This is a genomic window from Nitrospirota bacterium (assembly GCA_040755395.1).
Classification (GTDB): Bacteria; Nitrospirota; Nitrospiria; order Nitrospirales; family Nitrospiraceae; genus DATLZU01.
This window is the reverse complement of sequence record JBFMAX010000004.1, coordinates 186,598-205,938: the sequence shown is the minus strand read 5'-3', so window position 1 is coordinate 205,938 and position 19,341 is coordinate 186,598. Positions and strand designations below refer to the sequence as shown.

20 protein-coding genes and 1 riboswitch are annotated in these 19,341 nt (G+C 62.7%); of the genes, 11 read left to right on the top strand and 9 right to left on the bottom strand.

Going from position 1 to position 19,341, the window contains the following annotated elements; translation table 11 throughout:
* Positions 1–39 precede the first annotated feature (39 nt).
* Complete coding sequence (locus AB1555_09025; GenBank protein MEW6246837.1) at positions 40–378, top strand: hypothetical protein; 339 nt, start codon at positions 40–42, stop codon at positions 376–378.
* A gap of 221 nt (positions 379–599) precedes the next feature.
* Positions 600–1,220, top strand: a complete 621-nt coding sequence (gene thrH, locus AB1555_09020; GenBank protein ID MEW6246836.1) for a bifunctional phosphoserine phosphatase/homoserine phosphotransferase ThrH — start codon at positions 600–602, stop codon at positions 1,218–1,220.
* A gap of 116 nt (positions 1,221–1,336) precedes the next feature.
* Here the strand turns inward: thrH and AB1555_09015 are convergent, their stop codons facing one another.
* Together AB1555_09015 and AB1555_09010 are read right to left on the bottom strand one after the other, a co-directional pair.
* The gene (locus AB1555_09015) at positions 1,337–3,196 is read right to left on the bottom strand and encodes an ATP-dependent DNA helicase RecQ (GenBank protein MEW6246835.1); all 1,860 of its coding nucleotides are present in this window, start codon (positions 3,194–3,196) and stop codon (positions 1,337–1,339) included.
* Positions 3,197–3,315: 119 nt separating this feature from the next.
* On the bottom strand, positions 3,316–3,987 hold the full coding sequence (locus AB1555_09010) for a transposase (GenBank protein ID MEW6246834.1): 672 nt from the start codon (positions 3,985–3,987) through the stop codon (positions 3,316–3,318).
* A gap of 103 nt (positions 3,988–4,090) precedes the next feature.
* Between AB1555_09010 and AB1555_09005 the strand changes: the two genes are divergently transcribed.
* Positions 4,091–4,294 carry a DUF6722 family protein gene (locus AB1555_09005; GenBank protein ID MEW6246833.1) on the top strand — a complete coding sequence of 68 codons (204 nt, stop codon included), beginning with the start codon at positions 4,091–4,093 and terminating at the stop codon, positions 4,292–4,294.
* Positions 4,295–4,543: 249 nt separating this feature from the next.
* Here AB1555_09005 and AB1555_09000 read toward each other — a convergent pair whose 3' ends face one another.
* The 6 genes from AB1555_09000 to AB1555_08975 all read right to left on the bottom strand — a co-directional run bounded on the left by AB1555_09000 (position 4,544) and on the right by AB1555_08975 (position 11,675).
* On the bottom strand, positions 4,544–6,241 hold the full coding sequence (locus tag AB1555_09000; GenBank protein MEW6246832.1) for an alginate export family protein: 1,698 nt from the start codon (positions 6,239–6,241) through the stop codon (positions 4,544–4,546).
* Positions 6,242–6,565: 324 nt separating this feature from the next.
* Positions 6,566–6,988, bottom strand: coding sequence for a hypothetical protein (locus AB1555_08995; GenBank protein ID MEW6246831.1), 423 nt, complete (start codon positions 6,986–6,988; stop codon positions 6,566–6,568).
* Positions 6,989–7,106: 118 nt separating this feature from the next.
* Positions 7,107–8,813 (bottom strand): alginate export family protein, encoded by a 1,707-nt coding sequence (locus AB1555_08990; GenBank protein MEW6246830.1) that lies wholly within the window; start codon positions 8,811–8,813, stop codon positions 7,107–7,109.
* A gap of 425 nt (positions 8,814–9,238) precedes the next feature.
* Complete coding sequence (gene tatA / locus AB1555_08985) at positions 9,239–9,535, bottom strand: twin-arginine translocase TatA/TatE family subunit (protein ID MEW6246829.1); 297 nt, start codon at positions 9,533–9,535, stop codon at positions 9,239–9,241.
* A gap of 104 nt (positions 9,536–9,639) precedes the next feature.
* Positions 9,640–9,945 (bottom strand): twin-arginine translocase TatA/TatE family subunit, encoded by a 306-nt coding sequence (gene tatA, locus AB1555_08980; protein MEW6246828.1) that lies wholly within the window; start codon positions 9,943–9,945, stop codon positions 9,640–9,642.
* A gap of 281 nt (positions 9,946–10,226) precedes the next feature.
* On the bottom strand, positions 10,227–11,675 hold the full coding sequence (locus AB1555_08975) for an SAM-dependent methyltransferase (GenBank protein MEW6246827.1): 1,449 nt from the start codon (positions 11,673–11,675) through the stop codon (positions 10,227–10,229).
* Between the two features lie 236 nt (positions 11,676–11,911).
* On the opposite strand from AB1555_08975, the gene AB1555_08970 reads away from it, so the two are divergent.
* Together AB1555_08970 and AB1555_08965 are read left to right on the top strand one after the other, a co-directional pair.
* The gene (locus AB1555_08970; protein ID MEW6246826.1) at positions 11,912–12,526 is read left to right on the top strand and encodes a hypothetical protein; all 615 of its coding nucleotides are present in this window, start codon (positions 11,912–11,914) and stop codon (positions 12,524–12,526) included.
* Between the two features lie 281 nt (positions 12,527–12,807).
* Positions 12,808–13,197, top strand: a complete 390-nt coding sequence (locus AB1555_08965) for a hypothetical protein (protein ID MEW6246825.1) — start codon at positions 12,808–12,810, stop codon at positions 13,195–13,197.
* 18 nt (positions 13,198–13,215) lie between these two features.
* Here AB1555_08965 and AB1555_08960 read toward each other — a convergent pair whose 3' ends face one another.
* On the bottom strand, positions 13,216–13,548 hold the full coding sequence (locus AB1555_08960; GenBank protein ID MEW6246824.1) for a hypothetical protein: 333 nt from the start codon (positions 13,546–13,548) through the stop codon (positions 13,216–13,218).
* A 317-nt stretch (positions 13,549–13,865) separates the two neighbouring features.
* A riboswitch (Fluoride riboswitch) is annotated at positions 13,866–13,998 on the top strand.
* A 58-nt stretch (positions 13,999–14,056) separates the two neighbouring features.
* On the opposite strand from AB1555_08960, the gene AB1555_08955 reads away from it, so the two are divergent.
* From AB1555_08955 to AB1555_08930, 6 genes are all read left to right on the top strand, one after another.
* Complete coding sequence (locus AB1555_08955) at positions 14,057–14,584, top strand: hypothetical protein (protein MEW6246823.1); 528 nt, start codon at positions 14,057–14,059, stop codon at positions 14,582–14,584.
* A 132-nt stretch (positions 14,585–14,716) separates the two neighbouring features.
* Positions 14,717–15,943 carry a cation:proton antiporter gene (locus AB1555_08950; GenBank protein MEW6246822.1) on the top strand — a complete coding sequence of 409 codons (1,227 nt, stop codon included), beginning with the start codon at positions 14,717–14,719 and terminating at the stop codon, positions 15,941–15,943.
* Complete coding sequence (locus AB1555_08945) at positions 15,933–16,355, top strand: universal stress protein (protein MEW6246821.1); 423 nt, start codon at positions 15,933–15,935, stop codon at positions 16,353–16,355. The genes AB1555_08950 and AB1555_08945 overlap by 11 nt, the downstream gene beginning before the upstream one ends.
* 443 nt (positions 16,356–16,798) lie before the next feature.
* On the top strand, positions 16,799–18,040 hold the full coding sequence (locus tag AB1555_08940) for an MFS transporter (protein MEW6246820.1): 1,242 nt from the start codon (positions 16,799–16,801) through the stop codon (positions 18,038–18,040).
* A 75-nt stretch (positions 18,041–18,115) separates the two neighbouring features.
* Complete coding sequence (locus tag AB1555_08935; GenBank protein MEW6246819.1) at positions 18,116–18,850, top strand: glycosyltransferase family 2 protein; 735 nt, start codon at positions 18,116–18,118, stop codon at positions 18,848–18,850.
* Between the two features lie 33 nt (positions 18,851–18,883).
* Positions 18,884–19,327, top strand: coding sequence for a four helix bundle protein (locus AB1555_08930; GenBank protein ID MEW6246818.1), 444 nt, complete (start codon positions 18,884–18,886; stop codon positions 19,325–19,327).
* Positions 19,328–19,341: the final 14 nt, after the last annotated feature.

Sequence of the window (19,341 nt, the reverse complement as noted above, 5' to 3'; positions counted from 1 at the left end):
GAGGTAGGGGGAGGGGGAGACAGGCCACGAGATCGCTTTGTGAACCCTATCGCGCGGTTCGTGCGCAACCTGCGGGAGCTGGCGGATCGCGAACGCCGGCGCATCCTCGCCGAGGTCCTCCAGGTGCAGGGCCTGATGCCCCTGCTGATGAAACCGCGCAACGGGCAGCGGTGGACGCAGGACGACCGGGTCGCGATCCGCGCTCACCTCAGCCGGCTGGCCTCCACCGGTCCTTATCTAATCGCGCTCCTGTTGCCCGCCGCGCCTCTGACGCTTCCCCTGCTCGCCTGGTGGCTGGACCGCCGTCGCATCCGCCGCCAGGGCAGCGATCCCCCCTCACCTTCTCCTCTCCCCCAGCGGGGGAGAGGGTCGGGGTGAGGGGCAAGTGGCGGACCGGACCATCGCCTAGCCCGCGAGCGTTGTCGGCGCCGACGCGCTTAAGCTATGATCAGCAACCTTTGCGCATTACACTCCCCTCCTTGTTAAGGAGGCAGGGGATGTCGCGGCGGGGCTGAAGCTGATAGCTGAGGGCTGACCACTGCCGGCTATTCGCTGTTAGCTATTCGCCATCTTCTCGTAGAACAAGCGGAGCGATCAACATGGAGAAACCCGTCATTGTCTGTTTGGATCTGGAAGGCGTGCTCGTGCCGGAGATCTGGATCAACGTCGCGCTCAAGACCGGCATCGACGAATTGAAGGCGACGACGCGGGAGGTGCCGGACTACGATTTGCTCATGAAGCGGCGCCTGGCGATCTTGGACCGTCACGGGCTAAAGCTGCCGGATATTCAATCCGTCATCGCCGCGATGGGGCCCTTGGACGGCGCAACCGACTTTCTCGCCTGGCTGCGCGAGCGCTGCCAGGTCATCATCCTGTCCGATACGTTTTACGAGTTCGCGTTGCCGCTCATGCGGCAACTCGCCTACCCTACGCTGTTCTGCAACCGGCTGGAAACGGATCAAACCGGCCGGATCGTCAACTACCACCTGCGCATGCCCAACCAAAAGAAACACTCCGTGGCCGCGCTGAAACAACTGAACTTCACGGTCCTCGCCGCCGGCGACGCCTACAACGACACGGCCATGCTGGGCGAAGCCGACGCCGGCATCTTCTTCCGCCCGCCCGACGCCGTCGCCAAGCAGTTCCCGCAATTCCCGGTGACGCAGACCTATGCGGAGCTGAAGGAGCAGTTGCGGAGGGCGGGGGGACTGCGCGCATAGGCAGGGAGACAGAAAAGGGGTCGGGGGACAGAAAAGGGGTCGGGAGTCTTTATTGATCTCGCTGTTAGCTCATCCGAGAAAGACTCCCGACCCCTTTTCTCGACTGAAGGGGGAGGTTACTCATTCACGATTTCCACCACCTTCCTCCCGTACCGTTCCAATTTCGCCGGGCCGATGCCCGGGATTTCTCCCAATTCTGCGACGCTGGCGGGACGCCGGCTGGCAATCAGCCGCAAGGTCTTGTCGTGAAAAACCACGAACGGCGCCACGCCTTCTTCCGCCGCCAGATGGGTCCTCAACCGGCGCAACCGTTCGAAGAGATCGGCATCATTGGGAAGAGAGGAGGATGAGGGGAGCAGCGGCTCCTTACCGTCCAGCATCGACGCTCCCTTGGCGGTGATCTCCAACACCGGAAATTCGAGCCCTTCGACCCGGAGATAGCCCGACGCGATCAGGCGCTGGACCAATCCGGTGATTGCCGGGCGCCGCCAACTTCGTAATTGGCCGAACCCGGCCATCGTGTGGAGCCGCAGGCGCGTGACCTGCTTCGACAGACCGCCGTGCAGGACCTCCACGATCCGGGTGGCGCCGAAGCGGCCGTGCAGGCAGGCCACCGTGTGCAAGACTGCCTGGACGGCCGCATGCTCTTCGGGATCGGTCGCGGTCGCGCCGGTCGTCGGCGGATCGAGACAGCGGTCGCACCGGCCGCACGGGCCGAGCGCGCGCTCGTCGATGTCGCCGAAATAGTCCAGGAACGCCAACTGGCGGCACGTTTCCACCGACGTGTACGCGACCATCCGTCTCAGCAACTCGCGGAGCGTGTCGGCCTGCTCGTTGCCGGATTGCTTGATGAAATACTCCTGGGTTCGGACATCCTGGCGATGAAACAGCAGGACGCAGCTCGCCGGCCGGCCGTCCCGTCCCGCCCGGCCGGCCTCCTGATAATAGGCCTCCAGGCTGCCGGGCACGTCGTAATGCACGACCAGCCGCACATCCGGCTTGTCGATCCCCATGCCGAACGCGTTGGTCGCCACCAGGACCGCGATGCGGCCGCTCAGAAATTGCTCATGCACCTTGGCTCGCAGGTCATCGTCGAGGCCGGCGTGGTAGTAGCCGACAGAGAGCCGTGACGCGTGAGGCGTGAGGCGCGAGGCATGACGGGGCGTGCGTGAAGCGAGGGAAACCCGCGAAAGAGCGACGGCCACTTCCTCCACGTGCTTGCGTGTGGCGCAGTAGACGATCGCGCTACCGTCCTGGACTTCGGCGAGCGCCTGTTCCAGGGCCGAGAACTTTTCGGCGGTGGAACCGCACGGCTGGACGGAGAACCGGAGATTGGGACGCCGGAATCCCGTCACGACGCGGAGCGGGTCGCGCAGGCCCAGCTTCTCTGCGATATCCGCCTGCACCATCGGCGTCGCGGTCGCCGTCAGCGCCAGGCAGGGAGGAGACTGCAGCTCGCGCCGCAGCGCGCCGAGGCGAAGGTAGTCCGGCCGGAAATCGTGCCCCCAATGCGAGATGCAGTGGGCTTCGTCCACCGCGAAGAGGGAGACCCACGCGGATCGGAGCAGCCGCATGAACCAGTCGTGCTGCACCCGTTCCGGGGCGACATACAGCAACCGCAACCGGCCAAGCTTGAGATCCTGGACGACGCGGTCCCGCTCCGATTCCGAGAGGCCGGAATGAAAAGCCGCCGCCGCGATGCCTTTCGCGCGCAACGCATCCACCTGATCCTTCATCAGCGCAATGAGCGGCGAAATGACGAGCGTGAGGCCCGGTTGCAGCGTGGCGGGGAGTTGAAAGCACAGCGACTTGCCCTGCCCCGTCGGCATGACGGCCAGCACATCGCGGCCGGCGAGCACGGCCTCGATCGCCTCGCGCTGGCCGGGGCGGAAGTCAGTGAAGCCGAATAGATGCCGGAGCTGCCGATCCGGATCAAGAGAGGATGAGGGCGGGAAGAGGTCGAGACGGTCGGACATGCCGGAGCGCAGTATAAAGAAGCGAACCCCCTCCGGCAAGTCAAGAAAAGGGGTCGGGAGTCTTTTTTCCTTAGACAAGAAAAGGGGTCGGGAGTCTTTTTTCCTTCGTCACTCCCCCCTCAGGAACCTTTCGGTCGGCCGCGCGGACGCAACGTCGATTCCAGTTCCAAGCGCTTAGCTGTCCGCATGACCCAGGTTTCGCTCCCGAACGGCCGCCCTCGTTGCACAGACTCCCGCACGGCTTCCAACTCGGCCGCAGTCTCCGCTTGATTCACCCGCGCCACCCAGTTGCGCGGCCGCTCCACCGGCCACTCGCTGAGCCAAGCCGCCAGTTTCGGATCCGCCTGCGTCCGTCGCCACAGGCTCGACCACCGCCAGTCTTCCGCCTGTCGCACGAGCCGAGCCCGCACCGGATTCCGTTCCACATAGCGCGCCACCGTGAGAAAGTGCTCATCGGTCTGTACCGGAAACGACTTGAACCGCCCTTGATACACCGGCCCCATCCCCGCCGTGCGCCGGTTGGCATGCCAGCGCTGCGTGTGGGTCACCGTGATCCACCGCAACGCCTCGGACAGTTCCCCGTCCTGCCTGGGCCACAGCAACAGATGCCAATGGTTGGGCATCAGACAATAGGCCAGAATGCGCAGGCGGGTCTGGGCGTAGGCATCTTCGAGGATCTTCTCGAACGCGGCATAGTCGGCGGGCTTCTCAAACAGCGGTAGGCGGCCGACGCGCCGATTGAGTACATGATAGACGATCCCGCCGGTTGCGACACGGGGACGCCGGGGCATGGCGACGGTTGTACATTGCCTTTCCGGCAATGTCAAGAAAAGACTCCCGACCCCTTTTCTTGCTCTTTGACCTTTCATGCGAGGGTTGATAGGATTGTGGGGCGTGACCCAAAGACAGCGGGAAAACCTAGCTCGATACGCCTACGACGTCAGCAAGATCATGGTGGCCGTCCCGATCCTCGGCAACTCGCTTTCGGAACATTTTTCATTGACGGCGTTCTGGCTCGGCATCGCGGCCGCAACGATTTTCTTGCTGCTCGGTTTCCTGCTTGACCGACGGGAGGAACCTTCACATGACGAACCTTGAATGGTTTTTTCTCCTGATGATCGTCGTCGGGCTTGTCGGCATTTATTTGGTTTACAGGCACGATTCTCACAAAGCCAAGCGCTAACCCTCTCTCCCCGCCCGCATCATCCATGAACTAGGCCCATTGCCGCAGAAGAGCAATGGGTGCCCTCCGGGAATGCAATGCGGAGGAGAAATGTCAAGAAAAGACTCCCGACCCCTTTTCTTGCTCTAAATGTCAAGAAAAGACTCCCGACCCCTTTTCTTGCTCTAGAAATTCATCCAGAGTTGCAGGATGCCCCAATCCTGGTCGGCATTGGTGCCGAGGTTTTGGCGGACATAGTCGCCTATGAAGAAATGCCCGTAGGTCGCGGTGACCGACACCTTGCCGTCGGCGAACATGTGCGTCCAGGCGAAATCGACCTCGTCGCCGACATGGTTGATTGTATTGCCGGCTGCGGAGAAGACGAGCGGACCCTGCGCGCCGCGATACCAATTGTCGCGCGCGTTCGCGAGGTAGTGCCGTTGCCCCCAGAATTCCACATGGTCCCGTCGCGTCGGGCGAGCTTGCAGGTTGACCTGCGGCTGAACCGAATTCCGCCAGGCGGCGTTCAGCATGTAGCCGGCGTGGATGTAGTTCGTGGGAAAGAAGTTCTCGAACGTGTTCGCGCTGCGGCACGCGTAGCCGGCTGAGGCGGTCGGCGCGGCCAGTTGGTTCCCGGAGTTCGCGGCCACCGCGCAGTTGGCGTTGCCGTCGCCGGAGGCATAATCAAAGCCCACGGCGAAGCGCGGTTTCCATGCCAGCCCGAACCAGGTGTAGCCGAGCCAGTTGCGGGTCGCCCAGGCGTTGATGGTCAGGTTCCGCTGGTTGTCCGCGCCCAGCCCGTCCGCCATGCGGCCGAATTGCCAGGCCGTCTCGTTGATGAAGTCCCAATTGCCCTTGCGCATTTCGGTACGCATCCCCACCATGTGGCGCAGTTGCGACGCGTGCTTGGGCGTCCCCAACCCGAAGCCGCTGTTCGCCGACTCGTGCAGATTGTTGCTGTAGAACACGTAGTACGGCTCGATCAGAAAGCCGGGCACGGTCTTGATCTGATTGTAGACGATGAACCAGTCGGCATCCGACGACCCATCCGGCCGGCCGCCACCGGCCCCGACGACGTTGGCGGCGAGGCTCCCGACGGGGGCCGCCTGTGCCAGATCGGTCTCCGCGCTGCGGAACCAGCCGACGTACGTGTCAAAGGCCTTGGTCGAGTATTTGACCATCACGCCATCGTGCGAGTAGCCGGTGTTGGCCCAGTCGAAGTGGCCGAAGAGGGAGTGGTTGCCGAAGACGACATATTGCCGGCCGACCTTCATGCTCAGGCCTTGCACCCCGGCCAGGTTCCGGATCAGCACATAGCCGGCGCGGATACCGAGCCGACAGGCCCCCACCGCGACGCTCGAGCAGTTGTGGTTCAACGGATCGCCCCCGTTCCCAGCATTGGCCGGATTGCCGTTCCCACCCCACACCGCCGAGTCGATGATCTCAAAATAGAAATTGACGTCCGGCGAGAGGTCATAGCCGATCCCGAGCCGCGTCCACTGCTGGACGTAGAAGTCGTTCGCGCCTTTGCCGGCATTGGCGCGGTTGGCCGTGCCCGCGGCCGGATTGAACGTGTTGCAGACGCCCCCGGCCGGCGCGCCGCCGCCGAAACAGACGCCGTTCCGCCATTCGGGCCGCACGCGCAGGTCGGCGCGGATCCAGAAATTCTTGAGGTCGAAGTTCCGGCCGATGACCGGATCGTAGAGTTCATAGGCCTCTTTCTGGGGCATGGAGCGCGGGATGTGCGGAAGATTCGTGATGCGTTCGCCGGGGGGAAGTTCGTAATGGGCAAAAGAGACCGCCGGCAGATTGACAAGCCAGCAGGTGATCAGCGGCAAGAAGAGAACCATCTTCCCGAACACTCGGATTCCTTTTCTCGTCATCACGTGTATTCGATCTCCTGTATTCGTCACCTTCACTCCCCCCTCCCCCTCACCCTATCCCTCTCCCACGCGGGGGGGGGGAGGGTCGTGGGAAGGAACGCTCTCGCGCACCAGGGGAGAGGGTCCCCGGAAAGATCGCCCTCGCGCAAGCGGCGAAAAGGGTCGAGGGCCGGGGTGAGGGTACCCCCGTTTCTCCACAGGGGCACAAAAAAATCCCCGCTGAGCATCCTGTGATCCCCAGCGGGGACTCTTCACACTCGCGTTCCCCTCACCCTATCCCTCTCCCACGCGGGCGGGGGGAGCGGGGACGGTGAGGGGAACTCCTCACGGCGCCACGTAGCTGCCTTTCTTCGGCACCTTGTCGCAGACATCGGCCGGTTGTCCGCCGGCCTGCTTACAAAGATAGAAGAGCGCGCCCTGTGCGGAGAGCCGCGCCTCCTTATGCAGCCGCGCCTTGGCGTAATCCACCGCCAGGTCCAGTTGAGCCCTGGCTTGCGCATCGGTGGTCTTGTTCAGCGCGTCCTGGAGCAGGCCGGCCGCCTTGTCGATATTCCGCACGTCCGCGCCCCACGTCTTCGTGAAATCGTCAGCCGTCTGAAAGGCCGTGGCCCGCTGACCCTTGCCCGGATAGTCGGTCAACACCTTGATCGCCTCGTTGACCTCGGCAAGCTGGGCCTGAGCCACCGACGGCAAAGCCCACAACGCCAGGGCGGCGACGCCCAGCGTCACTCCCGTCAGTTTGTTCATGGTTGGTCTCCTTTGTTAGCGAGTAGCTGGTAGCGAGCAGCTAACAGCTTCAGAGCTATTTGCTCTTGGCTATTTGCTCTTGGCTATTTGCTGCTCGCTGTTAGCTTGCATCTTGCCGCTAGAAATTCATCCACAACTGCACGAAGCCCCAGGTCTGATCGGCGCTGGTGCCCAGGTTCTTGGCGATATAGGAGCCGGTGAACATGTGGCCGTAGGTCGCCTGGAAGGCCACCTTGCCGTCGGCGAACATCCGCGTCCAGGTGAAGTCCACCTCGTCGCCGATGTGATTGGCGGTGTTGTCACTCCGCGAAAAGACATACGGGCCCTGGGCCGCGCGGTACCAGTTGTCCCTGGCGCTGGCCAGCCGCATGTGCGAATACCAAATCTCGAAATGGTCCCGCGCGGTGGGCCGGAACTGGAAGTTGCCCTGCGGCATCACCATGTTCTTCCACGCCATGATGTCCATGTAGCCCATGTGGATGTGGTTGGTCGGGAAGAAGTTTTCGAAGGTGCCGCCTGCGCTCGCGCAGGAGTAGCCAGCTTGAGCCGCTCCACCGACTGAACAGTTGGCGTCGCCGTCGCCGGAGGCGTAATCGAACCCGGCGGCGAAGCGCGGCTTCATTTTATTTTCATAGATGGTGTAGCCCACCCAATTCCGGGTCGCCCAGGCATTGATCTTGACGTTCCGGTTGTTGTCTGCCCCGAGCCCGTCCGCCATAGAACCGAATTGCCACGCGGTCTCGTTGATGAAGTCGAAGTTGCCCTTCCGCATTTCGATCCGGTTCCCGATCATATGGCGGAGTTGGGACGACTTCTTGGGCGTACCCATACCCTGAGCCGTATTCAGGGACTCGTGGAGGTTGTTGCTGTACAGAACATAGTAGGGCTCGATCAGGAAGCCCGGGACCGTCTTGATCTGGTTGTAGAAAATGAACATGTCGACATCGCCACCACCGTCCGGTCGGCCGGCTCCAGCAGTTCCAGCGACGTTTCCAGCCAAGCTGCCAACCGGCGCGCCTTGCACGATATCAGTTTCAGCATTCCGGAACCACCCGAAGTACGAGTCGAAGGCCTTGGTCTGGTAGGCGAACATGATGCCGTCATGGGAGTAGCCGGTGTTCGCCCAGTCGAAGTGGCCGAACAGGGAGTGGTTCCCAAAGATGACATATTGCCGGCCGGCCTTCACGCTCAGGCCCTGGATGCCGGCCAGGTTCCGAATCAACACATAGGCAGCACGGACTCCGAGTCGGCAGTTCGATTGTGCGGCGGTCGTCGCAGGACCAGTGGCATTGAAGGCGCCGCAAGCATGGTTCAGCGGGTCACCGCCGTTCCCGGCGTTGTTCGGGTTCCCGTTTCCGCCCCAGGTCGCCGCGTCGATGATCTCAAAATAGAAGTTCACGTCCGGGGAGAGGTCATAGCCGATGCCGAGGCGCACCCACTGTTGCACGTAGAAGTCGTTGGCGCCTCTGCCGAGATTCGCGCGACCGGCCTGTCCGCCAGCAAACCCGTTACAGGCTCCCCCCGCCGGCGCGCCGCCGCCGAAGCAGACGCCGTTTCTAAACTCCGGCCTGACGCGCAGGTCGGCGCGCATCCAGAGGTTCTTGAGATCGAAGTTCCGGCCGATGACCGGATCGTAGATCTCGTAGGCTTCCTTTTGCGGCATGGACCGCGGGATGTGCGGGAGGTTGGTGATGCGTTCGCCCGGCGGGAGTTCGTAGCCGGCGAAGGCGGGAAAGATGAAACCCTGGAGCCCGGCGGCCAGGATGGCCGCCCCAGCGGCGATCGCAAACCGCAACCACCGCGTCCGTCCATGGATGGTTCTCATAGTGTTCCTCCTGTTCATTATCGGCCCGGGGCGAGCGGCTCGGGGCTCGGGGCATCTGCCCTCTCGCCTCTAGCCACGTGCCTCGCGCCAATCCCACTACGATGCAACGTCCGTGTTGTTTTTCTGCGACGTGTCGCTCGGAGGCGAGTGTGCCCACGCCTCCGTTCATCAAGAAAAGCTAGGAGCGAGCAGCTAGTAGCACGCAGCGAAGGAAACCGGCGCTCTTTGCTATTTGCTGTTCGCTTTTCAGTTCGCGTCACCTCCCTTCCTTGAAGAGTGCTGAGTGATGAGTGCTGAGTTTCCCCCTCACCCTGACCCTCTCCCGCCCGGGGAGAGGGAATAAGCACAACACCCTCCCCCCGTGGGAGAGGGAACGAGCAGAAATCCCTCTCCCGCCGTGGGAGAGGGTTGGGGTGAGGGAGGGGTCAGGTATTCGCTGTTTTCTGTTCGCTGTTCGCCGCTTTTGACGGATCGGTCGCCGCGTTGATCTCCTCCTCGGCTTCTTTCATCGAGGCTTCGAAGTCCTGCTCGACCATCTTGACTTCCTGCTGGATCAGGTTGATCTCCGGCTCGACCGTCTTCCGGAGATCGTCCGCCGTTTCCTTGAAGCCCTTGACCGCTTTGCCGACCTGCCGGCCGACTTCAGGCAATTGCTTGGGCCCGAACAACAGAAAGGCGATGATCAAAATGATGAGAATCTCGCCCGCGCCGAGGCCGAACATCTTTAGAGACCGTTATGCGTGATGCGTGATGCGTCATGCGTGATGCGTGAAACGTGCGGTGATGTCTCCCGGGTCTTACCGCCTTCCCCCTCACCCCTTCCCCCTCACGCCTGCTTCTGCTGTTCCGTCGGCTGGGGAGTTGACACGCCGGGTTGCGGCGGCGCTTGGGACTGCTGCGCCGGCGCGGCCTGTGTCTGGGCAATCTGGTTCGGTTGGGCCGGTTGGGTGGCCTGCGCCTGGTCCGCCTGCGCCGTCACGTCGATCGCGTCCGGCTCGTTGACGGACTTCTTGAATCCCTTGATCGCCTTGCCCAACCCTTCGCCGAGCTGCGGAATCTTGCCCGCGCCGAAAATAATCAGCACGATGATCAAGATCAGCAGCAATTCCATCCAGCCGAACGAACCGAACATCGCGTGCCTGTATTTTTCTCTTCCGTGAGTGTCGTCGTTGCTGTGTTCTTCAGCGTCCCTCGGGTACCCACCGTCCGTTCGCGTAGCGGTCAACCGTCGGTTCCTTCACGCGAAGGAGGGACTTTTCCTACACGAACGGGGGTGAGGCTATAAAAGTTTTCCCAAATAGTCAAGGAGTTTCTTGAGGTTCCGTGTTTTGGGTGAGCAGCGGGGAGCGCAGAGCCCCCTCTCCCTTGCCCTCTCCCCAGTGGGGAGAGCAATCATGGTCAGGGGGCTCTGCGCTACTTCAGCGTGAAAAACAGGTGGAAATACTCGATGTCGCTGAGGGGAGCTTCGAGCGCCATTTGGATGGATTCCCGATCGTAGCCGATCGCCTCCAGGTCCGGGATGGCTCGATAGAGTTCGTCTTCCGTGAGGTAGGCGACGGTGTCGGGCACGCCGTCCTTCTTCAAGGCGAGCAGGATCCCCTGCAGGGTCTCCCGTTCTTCGGGGGGCGTTTCCGGGCGGATCGGGAAGTCCAGCTTGCGCTCATAGGGGCTTTGGATCGTCTCGTTGAGCGCGCGGATCGTCTTGATGACCAGGCGGTCCCGCTCCCAGGGCTCCAGCTTCTTCCCGGCGGACGGATGGGCGGCCAGGAGGTCCATGAGGGTCATGACGTTGGTGTTCAGGCTGCGCCCGACGAATTCCCGCTGGGCTTCCACGACGACCGAGGCGACGCCGAGCTGTTTGGCCACCGCCTCCACCAAGGGGAAATTGATCATGAAGCTGTATTGGCCGCCGAACTGGCCGTAGCAGGGCTTGTCGGGGTCGTTCAAGACCTTGAGCTCGGCCGCGCCGGCGTCGAAGCTGCTGAACCCGACGGCGTCCGGCGCGAGGATCCGCTTGGCTTCCTTCAGCGTCGCGAACGCGCCGAGATTCACGGGCACGAGCACCTGCTCGTCGATCTGCTTAAGGAACTCGACGATGGTCTTGCGGTAGGGCGTGTCCTTCCACTCGACCTTGTGGTACTCCTTTTCCCAGATGATGTCTTCAAAGAACGGCGGGAACTGCTTCAGGGTTTCTGCGTCCTTGGCGTCGAAGGCCCGCACGAACCCCGACCAGTCCGTGATCTGCGCGTGTTTCGCTTCGCTCAAGTTGGGGCGGAGGTGCTCCTCTTCGATTTCCCCTTCCTTTCTCGCCATCAGTTTGGTGGGCAGGTCGTTCCACAGCTCGTTGCAGATGATCCGATCGACTGTGCCGTCCTTCACCGAAGCCAGGTTCGCCACATCGGCGCAGAGCGTGTCCACCCGATCCCGATGCGGCGCCAGGTCGGGATGCGCCTTGGCCTGCTCCAGGGTCGCCGGATGCGTGTCCACCAACACATAGCGCACCCTCGGATAGACGCGCCCCTCGCTGTCGAGGCGCTGCAGGTGGCTCAGGAAGCAGGCCGCCAGGTTGCCGTTGCCGGGACCCCATTCGTGAACGATCAGGTTCGAGGGTCGAGGGTCGAGGTTGGGACTTCGAACTTCGGACTTCGAACTTCGAACTTTCTCGCGGGCGCAGACCCGCGAGAAATAATCCTGCGCCAGCGCGTGCGCGAGCCGGTAGTCGGCGGAGGCGAAGGTTTGGTAGTAGTTGCGGAGCTGATCGCCCCGGAGGCGATAGAAGAGGTCGTTGATATGGGCCTGCCAGTGATCGACCGGCTTATACTCGCCGATCGGTTGGGGCAGGGCGTCGAGGTCTTGCAGCATGACTCACCCGGCCACGGACAAAGGACGTGACGCGTGACGCGCGAGACTCGCGTGAATGGCGAGACAAGCCCGTCACGCCAGTCCCGCGGCCCGCGGCGGGAGCGAATTTTAACAAATGCCTTCGGCGAGCCGCAACCGAGCCCTCTCTCTAGCCCTCCCCCAACTTGGGGGAAGAAAGGGTGGGGACTGATCGCTAGTGTCTTGCTTGACAGCCATAATCGGCAGGGTGTACCAACATGATTATGGCGAGAGGCGCGAAGCGAGGGGCCGGCGGGTCGTTTATTCAGGTCATTGCAAGCGTGTTGTTCGCCGCGCCGGTGTGCTGGGCTGAAGATCTGCCGCTGACGCGCAACGTGCCGATCGACCAGTTTCAAAACCGGCTTGAGGACGTGAAACCCTATAACTTTGACGCGCCTCCTGAGGGGATGTTCCGATCCATTGAGATGACGGAAGGGTTCGAGGAGGAACTGGGCTTCCGGCGGCAAAATGAATTCGTCCCGATCAACCCCACCACGGAATACCGGTCGGATTCCAAGCCGGTGTTCATCGTGTTTCGTTTGCATCAACACTACCAGTCCTTCCTGATCATCGGCGTCTGCTTTCCCGAGGAGGTTGTCGGACTCGACCCCACGGTCGAGCTGACCCGCGACACGGTGTACATCGCCACCGAAGATGAGAGCGGGTACCTCAAGCTGTTCCCACCCCAAGGCGGCTGGAAACCCGGCCGGTACAAAGTGGAGATCCACGTCGGCGAGCAGGTGAGCCCGGTGTCGTTGATCGGGACGATGCGGTTCACCGTCGCGCCTACCTCCAGCGCGGCCACCCCGACCCCGGCTGCACGGCCGAACTGAGCGAACAAGGCAAGAAAAGGGGTCGGGAGTCTTTATTGAGAATTAAGCGTGTGCCGGTTGGCCTGCCTTGATGCAAATAAAGACTCCCGACCCCTTTTCTTGCCTTGACAGCCGCGCGGCTACTTTGCTATATAGGCGCTCGTTCCAGGACAGGCCGACGGGGAAGACAACGGCGTCTTGCCTCGTCGCGCGCGAGCAGGACAACGACGTCCTTTTGGTCATGACGGGCCGAAAGGGCGTTTTTTTATGCCTGCGACGGCCCGCACCGGGAGGGCGATCCCATGAAGAAACCGGCAGCCGCAGTGTTGGTGATGCTGTGGTTATTCTTGGGGGGCTGCGCAGGGCCTTTTTACACGGATGCGTCGTTCCGCGAGGCGCTGCGCGAACAGGAGGCCGCTTCGGCCCGATTGATCAAGGCCCTCGCGCTCTACTGTTCGCTGACCAGTTTATCTCTGGAAGCCCGACAGCAGTGCATCGTCGAGCATCGCCTTCTTCCGTTTCGCGCCGAGCTTGACGTCTCCGCCCAACGTTCCACGAGCCCGGCGGCCGCCGTTCCGTCCGTACAACTCGCCGACCGTGCGGGCCCTTCGCTCGTCAGTTGCCGACGGCTTCGCTCGCAGACCACCTGCCGGCGGGCGGACTCTCTCCCCGTCCACTCCGACGGAGGGTAGTCCGCATCAGGGACACGGTTAATACTTCATGTTGTGCGGAAGTTGCCGCTGAGCATCGCGCGCCAGTTCATCCGCCTGTCGGGCTTCGGCCCTCAATTGCTTCGCCATCTCGCGGCTCTTGGCCACCTGTTCCGCATCCTGTCCCATCTCCCTGGCCTTGGCCTGCGCCTCCAGCTCATACCGTTGAGCCAGCGCGCTGAGCTCCGCCGCTTGTTGACGGTATTGGAACATCGTGTCCCGGAGACAGGTATAGTCCGATCCGCACCGCGCCACGACGGGATCGGATGCGACGGCGCACCCGACCGCGACCAAAATCAGCGCCCCAAGTCCGATTGTTCTCAAGAGTCCCATGGCCGCCCTCCTTTCGTTTTGATCCTCGACGACCCTGTTTTCTTGTATCATTGTACACCCCATCCGGCTTTTTTGCCGTCATAGCCCCGGCGGCCGCCGCAGCCGTTCCACGGCATTTCCCGCGTTGGAAAGAGTTGTCAGCGGTCGGCCATCAGCCCGCAGCCGTCAGCTTGCCCCCCACCCTCCCCTCCACCTTGAAGGGGGAGGGTTTCGGGGAGGAGGCGATTTTCATGATACACGGGCGACCGCCTCGCGCTCATGACGACTGTCGTCGGTTGACAGGTTCCCCGGCTTCGTGTAGGAACTGTCCATCACACAGCTTTCAAGGTGATGGAGTTCACCCTAACCGCCGCCTCCCTGGGAAAGTACGATTTGGTGATTGCTTGATTTGGTGAAGTAAGGGACCAAATCATACTTTCTTCTGAGCCGGCTGATGACTCCTACTCGCCGTTCCGGCGGTAGGAGTTTTTTGTTTTCGGCGAGGCACGCGATGTTCCGGAGGTCGCTCATGACCGCCCCGCTTGCCGGATTCGCTCGGCTGATCAGCTTCACCCTGTGCGTCTTCGTCCTTACACCGGCCTCCGCACCGGCCGGCGAGATGGCCCAAGACCCGAACGGGTTCCTGGGCATCCGCTGGGGGGCCAAGCTGGCCGATGTTCCGGGGCTCGTCCAGGTCGAGTCCGGGGACCGCATTCAAACGTATGAATTCAAGAACGGTCCTCCCCAGTTAGGGGACGCCAAGCCCGATATCGTGCGGCTCACGGCCTTTAACGGGCAATTCGCGCGCGCCGCCGTCCGCTATCGCAGCGCCCAGACCCATGCGCAGATTCTGGCCTATCTTGAAACGCAATTCGGCCCGGCCGACCGGACTCCCGGCTCGATGATGCGCGGGTTGAACCAGCAGTTCAACTGGCGGGGCCCGGATACCGAGGTGAACCTCACCTACGAAAACAATTACGAGCGCGGATACGCGTTCGTCGAGAGTCGCACGCTGGCGCCGCGGTTCATCGACGTCTTGCCCGAACACGGATTTTGACCACCCGCGCCCTCGATCAAGCCGGCCGAGGGGGCCGCTGAACATGAACGGGCGCCGGCGTTCACCCGAACCGCCCTCGCTCGGAAAGTACGATTTGGTGATTGTTCAATGTCAGTGAAGTAAGGCGATCGTATGGAATCCGTCTGGCCCGTCGCCGCGCTTTGGATCGGCATGGCGTTACTCGCGACGCTGATTTCGATCCGTCTCGGGATCTCGGTCGCCCTGGTCGAAATCTGCGTCGGGACGGCGGGCGGGAATCTGCTCGACCTTCGCACGACCGAATGGATCAACGCCCTGGCGGCGATCGGCAGCGTGCTGCTGACCTTCCTGGCCGGCGCCGAGATCGACCTGGACGCGGTGCGCGACAAATGGAAGCCGACGCTCTCCATCGGGATCGCTTCGTTCCTGGGTCCGTTCCTCGGGGCCTGGGGCTATGCGTACTGGATCGCCGGCTGGTCGCTGCCGGCTTCCCAAATCGCCGGGATCGCGCTGTCCACCACCTCGGTCGCCGTGGTCTACGCGGTCATGATCGAACGGGGCCACAACGCCACGGAGTTGGGCAAGGTGATTCTGGCCGCCTGCTTCGTCACCGATCTGGGCACGGTGCTCGCGCTCGGCCTGCTGTTCGCCCGTTATGACTGGTGGCTGCTGGCATTTGCGCTCGTGACGGCGGCCACGCTGTGGACGCTCCCTTCGGCCGCCGCCCGGTTGTTCGCCGCCGTCGGACCGCGGATCAGCGAACCGGAAACGAAATTCGTCCTCGTGGTGCTGTTCGGCCTGGGCGCGGCGGCGACCGCAGCGGGGAGCGAAGCGGTGTTGCCGGCCTATCTGGTCGGCATGGTGCTGGCGCCGCTGTTCCTGACCAACCGGACGTTGGCCCAACGCATCCGCGTCATCGCCTTCTCGGTGCTGACCCCGTTTTATTTTCTGAAGGCCGGCGCCTTGGTGAATCTGCGCGCGGTCGCGGCCAGCGTCCTTCTGATCGGCGCGTTCCTGGCGGTGAAAATGGCGGCCAAGTTCATCGGCGTGTGGCCCCTGGCGCACGGGTTCCGGTTCGGTCGGCGGGAGGCCATGTATACGACTCTGCTGATGTCCACGGGGCTGACGTTCGGAACCATCTCGGCATTGTACGGGTTGAGCCATGACCTGATCAGCCGGGAGCAGTACGCGGTTCTGGTGACGACCGTGATGTTGAGCGCCATCGTGCCCACGCTCATCGCCGAGCGCTGGTTTGATCCCGGCGGCGCGCCGGTGGAGGAGACCTTGAGCCGTCGAGCGACCGACCGTGTTTCGAGCGAGTCGCAGCCGATCCCGATTCCCGCAGGCGACAGCCGGGGAGGCGGCGCCGATGTTTCATAAGATTCTCGTCGCGAACGATGGGTCCGAGGGCGCGAAGAAAGCCGTCCGAGCCGCGATCGATCTGGCCAAACGCTACGGCGCCGAGTTGCATGAGATCTGCGTGGAGGAACACCTGCCGCACTATGCCGCCACCGTCGGCGAGGTCGTGGAAGCGAAACAGGAGGCGACCGACTATTTTCGCCGCGTGACGGCCGAGGCGGAGCTTGCGGCGATGGCGCAGGGGGTCCGGCTGGTCTCCCACGTGGTCCCCGGCCATGAAGTCGAAACGATTGTCACGTTCGCCAAGGACCGCGGGTTCGATCTGCTGGTCATCGGGTTCATGGGGCATTCGAAAATCTTCGGCCGGATCTGGGGAAGCACCTCCCAAAACCTGGCCAAGCTCGCGCCGTGCACGGTGCTGGTGGTCAAATGACGATGGTTCCGCAACCGACTCCCGCTTCCTCTGTGTGGCTGCCGCTCGCCCCTTGCAAACCGTGCTTTGAAAGTGCCCCCTCCCCTCTCCCCATCACCCGTTGCCGAGCACCCATTGCCTGCACGAAGAGCAATGGGTCCCGGAGCAACGGGTCCCCGGGGGGAGAAGATAAAGGGAGGTCTCTGGGTGAGCCGAAGGCTCATGGGAACTGTGTTCGATGCCTGATCGTGGAGTGAACGCTCCGGACGAGCCCGACGAGCACAAGGAGTCTTCGCCGTCTCAGCCGGACCAGCGCGACAAGCCGGCGGAACCCGAGCCGAATAGGCAGGGCTGGGAGCAAGACGTGCTGCGAAGGGCGCGAAACGTGCTCGAGAGTCTGAAACGGCGCTTTCGGCGTGAGCACGCTTCTCCCGGACGATGGTTTTTCCTGCTTGATGATTGAGATGCCCGCCTCCTCACCTTCCTCCTCGGCCCACGAGCGCTCTCGTTCCTGGATCACGCCGACCGTCGTGGGCATCGTGCTCGCGACGTTTCTCTCGGACTTCAGCCACGAAATGTGCACGGCCGTGCTGCCGCTCTATCTGGCCACCCTCGGCTTGGGCCCTGCCGCGTTGGGTCTGATTGAAGGGATCGCGGACTTTCTGGTCAGCCTCTCCAAGCTCCTGGGCGGGGTCGTCGGCCACCATGTTCGCCATAAACGGCCCTGGGCGTCGCTCGGCTATCTCGTCACGGCAGTGGCGACGTGGGGGATTGGACTTGTCAACGGGCTTGCCGCTCTGCTGACCCTGCGCGGCGCGGCCTGGATCGGTCGCGGGTTTCGGGGCCCCTTGCGGGACTACCTGCTTGCGGACGCGGTGGCCCCGACCCATTATGGACGCGCTTACGGGCTCGAACGGGCGGGCGATATGTTGGGAGCCGTGGCCGGCCCCTTGGCGGCGACGCTGTTCGTCTGGGCCGGGATGGAGTTCCGCACCGTCATTCTCTGGACGCTGGTTCCGGGCCTGCTGGCGGCCGGATCCATGTTCTTTCTGACGCGCGAGCACCGACCCGAGCCTTCTTATTCGCATCAGCCGGACCGGTCAGCAACGCAGGTGCGCCCGCCGTTTCCGCGCGCGTTCTGGTTCTTCTTGATCGGCGTGCTTCTGTTCGGCCTGGGGGACTTCTCACGGACGTTTCTCATTTGGCTGGCCGCCGAAGGGCTGGGCGAGAACGGCGCTCCCGCAGCGGGCGCCGTGTCCGGCGCCGTTCTGTTGTATACGCTCCACAACCTGGTGAGCGCCGCCGTCGCCTACCCGATCGGCCGCTTGGGCGATCGCCTCTCCAAATTTCGCGTCCTGCTCTGGGGCTATGGAGTCGGCGTGGGCACCAACGTGCTGCTGGCGTTGTTCAGTGACTCGCTCGGCTGGCTGGTCGCTGTCGTGATCCTGTCCGGAATCTCCATCGCCGTGGAGGAAACCTTGGAAAAAGCCGTGGCGGCGGACATCCTGCCGCGCGAACTGCGCAGCCTGGGCTTCGGCGTCCTCGCGTGCGCCAATGCCGTCGGCGATATGGTATCCAGTCTCTATGTCGGTTTCCTGCTCGAGGCCCAGCATTCCGGATGGGCCTTCGGATTGGCCGCGGCGGCGGGAACGGCGGGCGTGGCGTGGCTGATGTCGATCCCCGCCCGCTTCCGCTCGCGCGTTTGACCGTCTTCCGTCCATTCTGTAGAATGCCCGCGTGGTTCACACGAATTCGACCCTTCGAAGGACCGCCCGCTCCGCATGACGGTTTCACCCCGCCCATGGGCCTCGGTGGTCATCCCGATCAAAGACGAACGGGATAACCTGGTCCCCCTGACCGAGCGGTTGCTCAAGGCGCTTCACGCGCGCGAGGAGTCGCGGTCCGCGCCCTTCGAGATCATCTATATCGACGACGGGAGCACGGACGGCAGCGCCGCCGTGCTCGACCGGTTGGCGACCCAGTACTCGCAGGTCACGGCGTTGCACTTCGACCGGAACTACGGGCAAACCTCGGCCTTCGACGCCGGATTTCGGCGCTCGACCGGCGAGCTGATCATCACGATGGACGGCGATCTGCAGAACGATCCGGAGGATATCGGCGCGCTCCTTTCGTCCATCGATCGGTACGATCTGGTGTGCGGCTGGCGGCAGAACCGGCACGATACGCTGGTCCGGCGGCTGTCCTCGCGCATCGCCAACGCCGTGCGCAGCGCCGTGACCGGCGACCGCGTCCACGATACGGGCTGCTCGCTGAAGGTGTTCCGGCGCGCCGTGGTGGAGCGGGTGCCGCTCTTCGACGGGATGCACCGGTTTTTTCCCGCGCTGGCGCTGATCTACGGTTTCACCGTGACGGAAGTTCCGGTGCGTCACTATCCCCGCGCCCACGGCGTCTCAAAGTACGGCGTCGGCAACCGGCTCTTCAAAGGCCTGTACGATTTGATCGCAGTGCGGTGGATGATGAAACGGGCGTTGCGGTATCGATTCCGTGATGGGTGATGCGTCATGTGTCTCAGGAGCGAGAATAAGAGCGTGACGCGCGACAAGGCGGCAATAAGCAAGCGCGTGATGCGTAACGCGTACTGCGTGATGAACCCCGAGAAAGGCCAGCATACGACCCACAAGGATCTGGACGTGTGGAAGATGGCTATGGACTTGGCCGTTGACGTGTACTCGATCACCGGCCGGTTCCCAAAAGAGGAACAGTTCGGCCTTGCAGTTCAAACCAGGCGTTCGGCCGTTTCGATACCCAGCAACATTGCTGAAGGTGCAGCTCGAAACTCTCGAACGGACTATGTTCAGTTCCTCTCTCTTGCGTTCGGGTCGGTTGCTGAGCTAGAAACTCAGCTTCTGTTGGCCGCAAAGTTGGATTTCATGTCTGGCACGGATGTCCTCGATCGGATTGAGCGCGTACGACACATGCTCCTCGGCCTTCTTCGTTTTGTCAAACGAGACTCTCATTCGCATCACGCATAACGCGTCACGTCTTA